At 66.1% G+C, this 11,298-nt stretch carries 18 protein-coding genes and 1 tRNA gene; 17 read left to right on the forward strand and 2 right to left on the reverse strand.

The annotated features are described in order from the left end of the window. Positions 1-2 precede the first annotated feature (2 nt). The 8 genes from GV832_RS10055 to GV832_RS10090 all read left to right on the forward strand — a co-directional run bounded on the left by GV832_RS10055 (position 3) and on the right by GV832_RS10090 (position 6,599). A complete protein-coding gene (locus GV832_RS10055; RefSeq protein WP_168774721.1) occupies positions 3-2,105 on the forward strand; it encodes a hypothetical protein in 2,103 nt (700 codons plus the stop codon). Next, positions 2,102-2,920, forward strand: a complete 819-nt coding sequence (locus GV832_RS10060) for a hypothetical protein (RefSeq protein WP_168774722.1) — start codon at positions 2,102-2,104, stop codon at positions 2,918-2,920. The genes GV832_RS10055 and GV832_RS10060 overlap by 4 nt, the downstream gene beginning before the upstream one ends. Further along, positions 2,910-4,661 carry a hypothetical protein gene (locus GV832_RS10065; protein WP_168774723.1) on the forward strand — a complete coding sequence of 584 codons (1,752 nt, stop codon included), beginning with the start codon at positions 2,910-2,912 and terminating at the stop codon, positions 4,659-4,661. The genes GV832_RS10060 and GV832_RS10065 overlap by 11 nt, the downstream gene beginning before the upstream one ends. Then, complete coding sequence (locus tag GV832_RS10070; protein ID WP_168774724.1) at positions 4,661-5,209, forward strand: hypothetical protein; 549 nt, start codon at positions 4,661-4,663, stop codon at positions 5,207-5,209. The genes GV832_RS10065 and GV832_RS10070 overlap by 1 nt, the downstream gene beginning before the upstream one ends. A gap of 3 nt (positions 5,210-5,212) precedes the next feature. Continuing rightward, the gene (locus GV832_RS10075; RefSeq protein WP_168774725.1) at positions 5,213-5,398 is read left to right on the forward strand and encodes a hypothetical protein; all 186 of its coding nucleotides are present in this window, start codon (positions 5,213-5,215) and stop codon (positions 5,396-5,398) included. Continuing rightward, entirely contained in the window at positions 5,395-5,859 is a 465-nt protein-coding gene (locus GV832_RS10080) for a lysozyme (protein WP_227754346.1), read from the forward strand. Before GV832_RS10075 ends, GV832_RS10080 begins: the two co-directional genes overlap by 4 nt. After that, entirely contained in the window at positions 5,856-6,119 is a 264-nt protein-coding gene (locus tag GV832_RS10085; protein WP_168774726.1) for a hypothetical protein, read from the forward strand. Before GV832_RS10080 ends, GV832_RS10085 begins: the two co-directional genes overlap by 4 nt. A 114-nt stretch (positions 6,120-6,233) precedes the next feature. Continuing rightward, entirely contained in the window at positions 6,234-6,599 is a 366-nt protein-coding gene (locus GV832_RS10090) for a hypothetical protein (protein WP_168774727.1), read from the forward strand. Here GV832_RS10090 and GV832_RS10095 read toward each other — a convergent pair. After that, complete coding sequence (locus GV832_RS10095) at positions 6,592-6,942, reverse strand: Arc family DNA-binding protein (protein ID WP_168774728.1); 351 nt, start codon at positions 6,940-6,942, stop codon at positions 6,592-6,594. The two genes, GV832_RS10090 and GV832_RS10095, sit on opposite strands and share 8 nt — an antisense overlap. A gap of 110 nt (positions 6,943-7,052) precedes the next feature. On the opposite strand from GV832_RS10095, the gene GV832_RS10100 reads away from it, so the two are divergent. Genes GV832_RS10100 through GV832_RS10130 form a run of 7 tightly spaced genes read left to right on the forward strand, consistent with a single transcriptional unit; the run spans position 7,053 to position 9,850 of the window. Next, on the forward strand, positions 7,053-7,256 hold the full coding sequence (locus GV832_RS10100; protein WP_168774729.1) for an Arc family DNA-binding protein: 204 nt from the start codon (positions 7,053-7,055) through the stop codon (positions 7,254-7,256). Continuing rightward, entirely contained in the window at positions 7,253-7,480 is a 228-nt protein-coding gene (locus GV832_RS10105) for a hypothetical protein (protein WP_168774730.1), read from the forward strand. The genes GV832_RS10100 and GV832_RS10105 overlap by 4 nt, the downstream gene beginning before the upstream one ends. After that, entirely contained in the window at positions 7,477-7,689 is a 213-nt protein-coding gene (locus GV832_RS10110; protein ID WP_168774731.1) for a hypothetical protein, read from the forward strand. The genes GV832_RS10105 and GV832_RS10110 overlap by 4 nt, the downstream gene beginning before the upstream one ends. 14 nt (positions 7,690-7,703) lie before the next feature. Then, complete coding sequence (locus GV832_RS10115) at positions 7,704-8,018, forward strand: GapR family DNA-binding domain-containing protein (protein ID WP_168774732.1); 315 nt, start codon at positions 7,704-7,706, stop codon at positions 8,016-8,018. Continuing rightward, positions 8,015-8,701, forward strand: coding sequence for a hypothetical protein (locus tag GV832_RS10120; protein ID WP_168774733.1), 687 nt, complete (start codon positions 8,015-8,017; stop codon positions 8,699-8,701). The genes GV832_RS10115 and GV832_RS10120 overlap by 4 nt, the downstream gene beginning before the upstream one ends. Then, a complete protein-coding gene (locus GV832_RS10125) occupies positions 8,688-8,888 on the forward strand; it encodes a hypothetical protein (RefSeq protein WP_168774734.1) in 201 nt (66 codons plus the stop codon). Before GV832_RS10120 ends, GV832_RS10125 begins: the two co-directional genes overlap by 14 nt. Then, entirely contained in the window at positions 8,882-9,850 is a 969-nt protein-coding gene (locus GV832_RS10130) for a site-specific integrase (RefSeq protein ID WP_168774735.1), read from the forward strand. The genes GV832_RS10125 and GV832_RS10130 overlap by 7 nt, the downstream gene beginning before the upstream one ends. Positions 9,851-9,929: 79 nt before the next feature. Here the strand turns inward: GV832_RS10130 and GV832_RS10135 are convergent. Further along, positions 9,930-10,003 (reverse strand) — tRNA-Cys (locus GV832_RS10135). Between the two features lie 139 nt (positions 10,004-10,142). Here GV832_RS10135 and GV832_RS10140 point away from each other — a divergent pair. After that, positions 10,143-10,490, forward strand: coding sequence for a winged helix-turn-helix domain-containing protein (locus GV832_RS10140; RefSeq protein ID WP_168774736.1), 348 nt, complete (start codon positions 10,143-10,145; stop codon positions 10,488-10,490). A 55-nt stretch (positions 10,491-10,545) separates the two neighbouring features. Next, complete coding sequence (gene modA / locus GV832_RS10145) at positions 10,546-11,289, forward strand: molybdate ABC transporter substrate-binding protein (protein ID WP_168774737.1); 744 nt, start codon at positions 10,546-10,548, stop codon at positions 11,287-11,289. Positions 11,290-11,298: the final 9 nt, after the last annotated feature.

Here is an 11,298-nt window from a genome sequence, read left to right on the forward strand (position 1 = left end):
CCATGAGCGCAGCCGGAGACGTTGAACGCCTGATCGTGGTGCTTGAAGCCAAGATCAACGACTTTGAAAAGGGGATGAAGCGGGCCGAAAACCAAGGCACCGCGACCTTCCAAAAACTGGTCGATGGGTCTTACAAGGCCACGACCTCGGTTGAAAAGCAGATGCAGGCGACGGCGGCCGCGATGGGCCGCAGCATGGAACAGATTTTCGGATCGGCAAAGACCTGGGCCAGCCGGGCGGCGATGAACGCAGAGTTCAAGGGGTTCATTCAGGCCAAGGCGGCCGTGGATCAACTGCGGGCGTCCTATGATCCGGCCTTTGCCGCCTCGGAGCGGTTCCGGCAAGGGGTGGCGCAGCTTGACGAGGCTTTGGCCAAGGGCGCGATTGAAACGGCCGAACATGCGGCCATGGTGGCGCGACTGAAGGCCGAATATGCGGCGGCCGTGCCATCAGTGGATGCGCAAACGGGCGTCCTGGGGCGCCTCGGCAACATGTCGAGCGCGACCAAGGCCAAGGTGCAGGGGGTCGGGTTTCAGGTCCAAGATATGGCCGTTCAAATGGCGGCCGGAACCTCGGCAACCACGGCCATGGCGCAACAGCTTCCGCAACTCTTGGGCGGTTTCGGCCTTGTGGGGGTGGCAGTTGGCACCTTGGCTTCTGTCGGCTTGCCGCTTCTGGGGGCGATGTTCGGCAAGACCAAGGGCGGGGCGGATAGCCTTTCCGGGTCCATCACGGCCCTGGAAAACAGTGTGGCGGCCCTGAACGAAGCCGCGACCCGCTACACGGCGGACGGGCTGGAGGCCATGCGCAAGAAGTATGGCGAGATTGACTTGGCCGTTGTGGGCCTGATGAACCGCCAAGCGCAATTTGCCAAGGATCGGGCGGAGGTCGATGCTGACGCGGCCGTCACGGCGCTGGCCGAAGCCTACGGGGTCATGTCCATCAATCTGAACGCGGTGGGCAATGCTGCGAAACCCACGGCCATGGCGCTTCTGAACCTTCAAAACTCTCTCGGCCTGACCCTGGATCAAGCCAAGGCCTTGGTGCGGGCCATGCAGGATGCTGACGCGGCAACGACCTTTGAGGGCAAGGCCGAAGCCCTCGGCCGGGTCGCGGATATCATGCAGGAAAGCACCGCCCGCGCCTCGGACCTGACCAAGGGGGTGCTGGACGCTGAAAGCGCCATGCGGGAACTTGCCAACGCGGCGCCCCGGTCAACATGGCTTGGGGCCGCCATGGCTCAGGTCGAGGAACTGACGGCAAAGCTTTGGGCGGCGGTTTACGCAAAAGGTGCCCTTGGGGACAAGACCGGAACGGTCCTGGGGTCGCAAGGTTTCGGCGGGCGCCCGGAAGGGCTGGCCGATCAAAACGGCGGGGCCATCGGCGCGGCAAAGAACCGGATTGCCGCCAATGCCTCGGCCGGGGCTGGCCGTGGCGGCGGTGGCGGCGGCGGGTCTGGTCGGGTCGAGGCCCTTTTGCAAGACCTTCAGACAGAGCGCGAGACGGTCGAGGCCTGGAACGCGGAAAGCCTTGCCACTCTGGCCACGGCCACCGATGCGCAATTGGCGGCCGTGGGGGGGCGCCATGCGGCCCTTGAGCGTCTGGAGGCGGAACACCAAGAGCGGTTGCGGGGCATCCGGGACACGGCCAGCGGCGGGGCGCTGGCCAATGCCGAAACGTTCTTTGGCGCCATGGCCACTGTCTCGGCCGCAGGCGGGGCCAAGCTGGCCCGGGCGGCGCAGGCCTCGGCCGCGATTGAAGCGGGTATCAACGTCTTGCGGGCGCAAGCCCAAGTTCTGGCCGATCCCAAGCTTGGCTTCTGGGCCAAGCTTCCCGCCATGGCTGCGATTGGCGCGGCCGGTCTGAAGGTGGTAAGCGCCCTGGGCGGCGGCGGCCGGGCGGTGGCGGCGAGTTCGGCCGCGTCAAGTTCTGGCGCCTCGGCCGGATCGGCCACGCCCTCGGCCCCGGCCGTGCCGGATATCACAATCAACTTCAAGGGCGTGGAGCCGGGCAAAATCCTTTCCACCGACATGGTGCGAGACATGGCCGATGTTCTGACCAAGGAATTTGGCAGGCGGGGAATGAACGTGGGGTTTGCGCTATGATCGTGGTCAACGGCGATGCGGTCGGGGCCGAGTTCCCCACGGTGCTTTTCGACAATGCCTTGGCCTCGGCCACCCTCTCGGGCGCCACGGTTTCCGCCGGGGCCGCCCGGGAAAACGTCCTGGGGCCGCAAACCTTCGACTACTGGGAGCCGATAACGCAAACGGGCGTCCTGACGGCAACTTGGGCGGCGCCCATTCAGTTGGACATGGTGGCAATCGCGGCCCATAACCTGCACCTGACCGGCGCCAATCTGCGCGTCCATGCGGCGCCCGATCTGGTGGCCGTTACATCCAATATCACGGTCTTTGCTGCGGCCGATCTTGCGGCCAATGGAGCGGGGCCGCTTGCGGTGGTGTTTGGGTCGCGGACGGTGCAGAAGCTTTCTTTCACCTGCACGGCCGGGCCGGGCGCCCCCTTGCCTCGGATCGGAATTATCTATGCGGGGCAGCGACTGGCCATCCCCGGTGGCATCGCGCCCCCCTATGTGCAGGCCGAAGACGCCCGCAAGGTCGAGACGAACGCGGCCCAAAGCCTGGGCGGCCATTACCTGCGAGGTATGGCGCGGCGCAAGGCCATGCGGCAAACGGCGCAGATTTCCGCCGTGGAGCGGGCTTGGGCTGACGGTGCCCTTCAGCCCTTCCGGGCCGCCTATGACATGGGGGCGCCGTTCTTTTGGGCCGGTTCCCCGGCCTTCCTGACCCGTGATCTGTCTTACGCTTGGCGCCCGGATGATGCGCCCGAACTGCGGCCGCAAGTGCTGGCAGGCGGGGCGCGGGTGGGCCTGACTTTGGAGTTGGCAGGTTATGGCGGTTGAACCCTTCACCATCGTGGAAATTGACGTGGGCCGGTGTGCCAACGTCTTCGGAACGGCGCCTTGCACGGCCGCCCTTGGCGGGGCCGTGGCGGCCAAGTGCTTCAACACCTTTGGCACCTGTGAAGCCACTGTGGCCTTCGTGCCGGGCGTCATGACGCTGCGGTATACCCTGCCCACGCCTGGGGCGCCTCTGGCCCCGCTGACCTTCCCGGCGCTTGTCTCAGTCTCGGCCGATACCTCAACTGTGAACATCGCCGGGGCTGATGACAGCATGGGCGCTTTTGGGCGGCGCGGTTCGGTCGAAATCGAATTGCAAGACTTCCTGCACCATGACCGGGGGATTGACCTCTATCAGGCCGAGCGGGTGACCGGGGCGGCGCAAGCCGATGGCATCGGATACACGCCCGAAAGCCGGGGAACCCATTTCGGCCGGCTGCGGGCGCGGTGGCCCCATTATGCGGGCCGGGCCTGTCGCGTGATCGAGGGTTATTTGGTGGGGGGCGCCGTGGTCAACACTGTGACCCGGCATTACGTCTTGACCGGGTTTACGGCGCCAGACAGTTCCGGCCGCGTCAAGCTTGCGGCGGCCGATGTGCTTAACCTTGCGGACAATGACCGGGCGCAATGCCCCAAGCCGGGGGCGGGCGTCCTGGCAGCGGCCATAGGCACGGGCGACACGGCCTTGACCTTGGCGCCCTCGGGCATCGGGGCGCAATACCCTGCGGCCGGGCGGGCGGTGATCGGATCGGAGATTGTCGACTACACCCGGGCGGGCGATCTGGTGACCCTGACGGCCCGGGCGGTATCGGGGTCCACCCTCTCGACCCACGCGGCGGCCGATACCTTCCAACCGGTCTGGACGGCGGCCGGGGTGCGGATTGATGACGCCCTGAAGGATTGGCTTGTGAACTTCGCCGGGGTGCCCTCGGCCTTCATACCGGCGGCAGCCTGGGCCGCTGAAGTCACGCGATGGGCGCCTGATGTGCGCCTCTGGTCGGACGTGTGCAGCCCTACGGGGGTCAACAAGCTTGCGGGCGAGTTGGCGGCCCTTGGGGTTTCGGTCTGGTGGGATGACGCGGCCCAACTGGTGGGCCTGAAGGTCAACCGGCCGCCTGATGGGGATACGGTCTGGACCCTGACAGAGGGCGACAATCTGCTTTCGATCGAGATCATGGACCGAGACGAGGACCGGTTGACCGATCTTCTTTTCCTCACGGTCCAGAAAGACCCGACCAAGAGCGCCACCGATCCGGCCAACTTCCTGCGGGCCGCCTGGATACAGGACACCAAGGCCAAGCGCCCGGAAGCTTATGGCGACACGAAAACCCGCAAGGTCTTCTGTCGCTGGTTCAACAGGGGTGACGACTCGGCCGCCCTGACCTTGGGAACCCGCGTCTTGAAGCGGTTTTCCTCGGCGCCCGCCCGCGTCAAGCTGACGGTGAGCAAGAATGACCGCGCCATTGGCCTGACTGACGTTCTGTCCCTGACCTCGGCCGGATTGCAGGACAAGACCGGCGCGACCCCGGCCAGCCTTTGGCAGGTCATCAGCCGCAAGGAAACGGCCGATGCAGTCGAGTTGCTGGCCCAAGCCTACCAATGGGCCGGGCGCTATGGCTTTGCCCTGGTCAATACCGCGCCCGTCTGGGCCTCGGCCTCGGCCGCTGAAAAGGCCGTGGGGGAATGGGCCTGTGATGCAACCCTGAAAATGCCGGACGGAACCCCGGCTTATGAGGCGATCTGATGACTGATTACAGCGCGATTGCGGAGACTGAAACCGACCCCGGGGCGCCGTCCAAGTCCAGCCTGTGGAAGCGGTGGGCCAAGAACTGGATTGCCGGTTTTGAAGGGGCAGCGGGCGCCCCGCGGCTGATGGGCGAGGCCATCGCCACGGCGGCCAACGGCGCCTTGCCGGTGCTGACTGTCACGGCCTCGGACGCCTTCGACCTGGGCGAGGGCATGGCGCCGGTTGCGGGAACGGCCGTTGCCACCACGGCGGCCGAAGTGGTGGCGCAAACCTACACGGTGGCATTGTTCACCGGTTCGGTTCGGGTGCGGGCCACCATCACGGCGGGGGGCGGCGGGGTCGCAACCGCGATCCTCTACAAGAATGGGGTTTCGTTCGGCTCTTCCACGACCTCTTCCCAATCCTATGACGTGCCGGTTGTGCCGGGCGATGTGCTGCAATGGCGGCACAAGACCAACGGAACCGGAACTTCCACCTTCTCGGGCGCGGTGGCCCGGGCAAGCAACAGCTATTTGCCGCAATCCGCTTTCCGAAAGGCGGTCTAAAAAATGAAAGGGCAGGCTTTGAACAGAGTGACCAATGGAGTGGCGGCGGCGGGGGTGACCCTGCCCGCCTGGGAAGTGCATCTGCAACACGCCGGGGTGATTGCCGCCTCGGTGGTGCCGATTCTCTCGGCCCTGTGGCTGGCCGTGCAAATCGTGCGGTTCGTCCAAGCCTGGAGGGCCGCCAAATGAAAAGCCGGTTGGCGATGGCGGCCGGTCTGATGGCGGCCGCCGTGGCGCTGGTGGGTGGGTTCGAGGGGCGGCGCCTCTCGGCCTATCTCGACGGCGGCGGGGTGCCCACGATCTGCTTTGGCGCAACCAAGGGGGTGCGCCTGGGCGACACGGCCACGGCGGGCGAGTGTGACAGTCGGTTGCGGGCCGATCTGGTCGAACATGAGGCGGCCTTGCGCGCCTGCCTGAAGGCGCCCGATGCGATCCCGGATCAATCCTATCTGGCGCTGGTGTCTTGGGCCTTCAACGTGGGCACCGGCGCGGCCTGCAAGTCAACGGCCGTGCGCCTGGTCAACGCGGGTGATCTGCGGGCCGCCTGCAATCAACTGCCCCGGTGGGTGCGAGACAACGGCCGGGTGATCCCCGGCCTTGTCAACCGGCGCCAATCCGAACAGGCGCTGTGTCTGGAGGGCCTGCGATGATCCGGCTTTACATCGTGGCGGGCCTTTGCCTGGTGATCTGGGCTTTGATGGCGCGGGCGGAATTGACGGCCGCCCGGGCCGATCTGGCGCGGGTCGAGGCCAAGGCGGCGGGGCTGGAAGAGGCGGCCCGGTTTCACGCGGTCGAGGCCCGGCGCCGGGAAGCGGCGGCCGCCCTGGACATGGAACTTCAACAGGGAGCCGGGGCCGATGCGCCGTTATCTGATTATCTGCGCCTTGGCGCTGGCAGGGTGTGGCCCTGACCCGGCCACGATCCCGCCCGACCTGCTGACGCCCTGCCCGGGATGGGTGGGGCCTCGGCCCGAGACCGAAGGCCAGTTGATCCGGGCGGCGCTGGCAGAGAAAGGGGGGAGGCAATGCGCAAACGGCAAGCTTCAGGCCATAGCCACGCTTTCGGGCGGCTGAAGGTCCAGCTTTGCGAGGCCCTGCGGCGCCACCTGAATGAAGGCGGGCGGCCCCGGGTGCCGGTGGCGGGCGTGATGCTGTGGCAGGCCTTCGCCACGCTGTGCGAGGGCAGGACATGGCGCGGGGGGATACCCGATCCGATCCGGTGGGGGGACGGCCTGGCGCGGCTGGCGCTGGCCCGGATCGTGCTGCACCCGCACCACGTCGAGGCCCTGGAGGCAATGGACGCGGAATGGCTGGCATGGGCCGCCGTGCCGCCATCGGAGCGCGTGGCGGGGCCTCTGACCGGCGCGGCCTTTGATGCGATGTTCAGCTAGTCCGGGGGGTGATCGGCAGGAACACCATGGGGCCATGGTGCGGAACGTCTTTCACCATGGCCGTTGACCCAAGAGCGGCAATCTTGGCGTTCACCTCGGCTTTGCGCGCCTCGGTTTCCTCGGGGGTCGAGGCGGAAAGGATATAGGCCAGAAGGTCGCGGGCTGCGGTTTCGGATAGTGGGTCTGGTTCCGGGTAGGTGGCTTCTAGCGTGGCCACAATTTCCGCGTTCATGGAGCGCCCGGCCGCCTCGGCTGCGGCCCGTATGCGGTCCCGCATGCCTGGAGGCATGCGCACAATGAAGCGTTCCATGAGTTCTGACGGGTATGGGTCACGATCCTGCATGGCCTTGCATATCAGGTCATGCTTCCGAGTCGCAACCTATCCTTCTTGACATGATGCCAACTTGGCGCCAAGTATCGTTTAATGCCAAGTTGGCATCATAGGAGGTTTTAATGAAGAAGTTTCCTTCGGACAGCGCCAAGAAGTTCAACGTTCGCATGTCGGATGAACTGCACTCGCAACTGAAGGCGGCCGCAGCGATCAACCGCCGTTCCCTGAACTCGGAAATCCTGGTTCGCCTTGGCTGCGAGGGCAAAGCGAAGATGGCTCCCGTTTCCGGCGATCATGCGGCGCAACTGAGGCGGGAAGGCGCATGAGTTTGCACAAGCTTTGGCTGAACCCGTGCCCGCATTGTCTGCACGACATTGCCAAGCCCATGCGGGCCGTTGGCCACGGTGACGGAGCGTTTTTCGCGGTTGTTTGCGTGATCGGATACGGCGGCTGCGGCCATGTTGGCCCGGTGCTGGAAGGTGAAGGCGCGGCAATCGACGGATGGAACCGGGCAAACTTGCCCTACTGGTTGGAGGAAATGGCGGGATGAAACCGAAAGCACTTTACGCCGATCTGGCGGCGCTGGCCTGCCACTGCGGCGGCGGCGATCCGGTCGAGGTCTGGGACATGATGGGCAATGCCTTTTGGTGCCAGTGCGCGACCTGCGGCAACACTGTTCACGGCGACACGCCCGATGATGCCAGGGCGTCCTGGAACATGGAAGCGCGGGCGATGCTGGCCCGGGGGGTGGCGGCATGACCCGGAAACCGAAGATGAAGGAAACGGCCGAAGATCAAGCCGTGACCGGCAAGGCCCTGGAGAACAGCGGCGCCCGCCTCTTGGAGATTGTCGAGGGGCTTGAGGAACTGGCCGACCGAATGGACGTGCTGAAGGAAGACCGCAAGAAGCGCTTGGCGGCCGCCAAGTCGGATGGCTACGACCCGAAAGCCATTCAGCGGGTCATCCGGCAACGGGCCATGACCACGGAAGCGAAGAGCAAGGAGCGCGATCTTTTCGCGGTGGTCGGGGTCTATGAAGCCGCGATCTGGGAAGCGGAGCGCGGCCCGGAAATGGATGGGATGAAATGACGCCCCGGGCGCTGATCGGCTGCGAAACCTCGGGCCAGATGCGGCGGGCCTTTGCCGCCCGGGGGTGGGATGTTTGGTCCTGCGATCTGTTGCCCGCTGATGATGGGTCAAACCGGCATATCCGGGGCGACGTGCGCGACCTCTTGGGGGAAGGGTGGGATTTGCTGGCCGTCCTGCACCCGCCTTGCACCCGCCTTTGTCGGGCGGGGCAGCGGTGGCTTTACGGCCCGGGCAAGACGCGGCCCAAGGCCCTGCCCAAGGGTCGGACCTGGGAAAGCATGGTGGCGGAGTTTGAAGAGGCTTGCGCCCTTTTCTCGGCCTGTCTTCATGCCCCGATCCCGCGCCGGATGATCGAAAATCCCGTGATGCACTGTCACGCGGTCGAGGCCATCCAGCCGCCAAAGCCGCAGGTTGTTCAACCGTGGTGGTTTGGTGATCCGGCCTTTAAAGCCACCGGCCTCTATCTGGCCGGGCTTCCGCCCTTGGTCGCGTCCAGTCCATTGACCCCGCCCGCCCATGGGTCGGAAGAGTGGCGCCGGTGGTCTGCGGTCCACCGGGCGGCGCCTGGGCCGGATCGGTGGAAAATCCGCAGCGCGACCTTTCCGGGGCTGGCGCGGGCCTGTGCCGATCAATGGGGGCCGCTGGTCGAGGCGGCCACGGGGTGGACCCATGCGGCGGCCTGATCCGATCTTTGCCGCAGAGGCCACGGCCGCCCGGCTTTGCGACATGACGGCCGAAGAGTTTCGGCGCCTGGTCGAGGCGGGGCACCTTCCGCCCCCTCGGGTGATTGGCAAGCTGCGGCGCTACGACGTGGAAGAGCTGCGGCGCGTGATCCGGGGCGAGGCTGCGGCAGAGGCCTTGACATGGTGACGGGGGGGAAGCGCTTTGTCTGGTCACCCGATGGCAAGCGGTGGTATTTCCGGCGCCTCGGCAAGCTGGTCAGGATCAAGGCCGAACCCGGGACAGAAGAGTTTGACCGGGAATACTGGGAAATCATGCGGGGCAGGGTCGCGCCCCGGGGCACGTCCTGGGCGGAACTGATTGCCAGCTATCGGGCTTCCGATCGGTGGCTTGGCCTGAAGCCTCGGACCCGGCGCGACTACGAAACCGTCATGGAATACATCACGGAAAAGAACGGCCGCAGGGATGCGACCCGGACGCGGCGGGCCGATGTAATCGCGGCCATGGATGCCAACCGGCATCGGACCCGGTTTGCAAACTATCTGCCCTCGGTCATGTCGCAAATCTTTGAACATGCCCAAGACCTCGGCCTTATGGCCACCAATCCGGCCAAAGGGGTTCGGCGGCAAAAGGTGCCAGAGGATCGGCGCCGGGCGCATATCCCCTGGCCGGATGAGGCGGTGGACAAGTTCCGGGCAGAGGCCCGCCCGGCCGCCCGGCTGATCTTTGAGGTTGGGGTGGGCAGCGTCCAGCGGCCTAGCGATTGGCTGGCAATCCCCTGGGGCGCCTATGACGGGGACAGCCTGAGCCTTGTGCAGGGTAAGACGGGGGTCAAGCTGGTGATCCCCTGCACGGCCGCCCTGCGGGCCGCCCTAGACGCGGCGCGGCCGCCTGGTGTTGATCCTGCCCGGCCGATGACTTACAACAGCATGGCTTACCTGATGCTTAGGGAGCGGCGGCGCCTCGGCCTCGGCGCCTATGACCTTCACGCCCTGCGGTATCGGGGGGTGATCGAACTGACCTGGGCGGGCTGCACTGATGACGAGATAGAGGCCTACAGCGGTCACGAGACAATCGAGATGATCCGCAAATATGCGGGGGAAGCACGGCAGGAAATGCGGGCGCGGCAGGCCCGGGAAAAGCGGCCGTGAACGAACACGGCACAAAGCGGCATTTGATACGGGGGCTGATACGGTGGAACGGGCAAGGGCCAGAAAGGCCTTGTTTACTTGGAGGCGGGTGCGGGAATCGAACCCGCCTTCACGGATTTGCAATCCGCTGCGTAACCTCTCCGCCAACCCGCCGCCGAAGGTAGGGGGGATTTAACGGCAGGCGCGGGCTTTGGCAAGGGGCTTCGGACAGGCTGCGCAAAGGGTCGGAAGTGCGAAGGGGGCGCCGCACGGGTGGCTTGCAACCCGGCCCCTCTCACCGCAGTCTGGCGCCATGGAACCCCGTCTTCACCTGCGCCTCTATTTCGGCGAGATCCCCTTCGGCCCCGGCAAGGCCGCGCTTCTGGACCAGATCGCGGCCCAGGGCTCGATTTCGGCCGCGGGCCGCGCCATGGGGATGAGCTACAAGCGCGCCTGGGACCTGGTCGAGGAGATGAACGCGCTGTTCGCAAGCCCCCTGGTCGTGACGGCGCGGGGCGGCGCTGCCAAGGGCGGGGCCCAAGTCACCGAGGCGGGCCAGGCCGTGCTGGCCCATTACCGCGCGCTGATGGACCTGGTGGCCGAGCAGGGGGCAGGGGACCTTGCCGCAATCTCTGCCCTGCTTGCGCCCGCAAAGGGGTGACTTGCCGCGCCAGGCGACCTCCGTTATGTTCATGCAAACATAACGGAGGTCGCCGATGCGTCACTTTCTCCTTGCGGGCCTCCTGTCCCTGGCCAGCCCGATCCAGGCTGCCGAGATCACGGTCTTTGCCGCGGCCTCCTTGAAAGGCCCGCTCGATGCGGTGGCCGAAGCCTGGCAGGCCGCGACGGGCAATGGGGTCACGATTTCCTATGGCGGCTCTTCGGCCCTGGCCAAGCAGATCGAACAGGGCGCTCCGGCCGATGTCTTTCTCTCGGCAGCCGAGAGCTGGATGGACAAGCTGGCCGAGGACAAGTTGATCCAGGAGCCGACGCGGCGGGATTTCTTCGGCAATGCCCTGGTCCTGATCGCGGCAGACCCTGCCGCCGCCCCGGTGACGCTGGATGACAAGACCGACCTGAACGCGCTTCTGGCCGGGGGGAAACTGGCCATGGCCCTGGTCGATTCGGTCCCGGCGGGGCAATATGGCCGCGAGGCGCTGACTGCGCTCGGCCTGTGGGAGGGCGTGGCGCCCAACGTGGCCCAGGCCCAGGACGTGAAGGCGACCCTGACTCTGGTGACCAGCGGAGAGGCGCCTTACGGCATCGTCTATGCCACGGATGCCAAGGGTGCGGGGCTGACCCCGGTCGCCATCTTCCCCAAGACCAGCCACAAGCCGATCCTCTACCCCGGCGCGGCGACCGTCACGGCCAAGCCCGAGGCGGCGGCCTTCCTCGACTTCCTTGCGACGCCCGAGGCCGGCCAGGTCTTTGCCGAGGCGGGCTTTGCGGTCTTGCCGTGAGCGCGCGCA

This window comes from Stagnihabitans tardus (assembly GCF_009925085.1).
Classification (GTDB): Bacteria; Pseudomonadota; Alphaproteobacteria; order Rhodobacterales; family Rhodobacteraceae; genus Stagnihabitans; species Stagnihabitans tardus.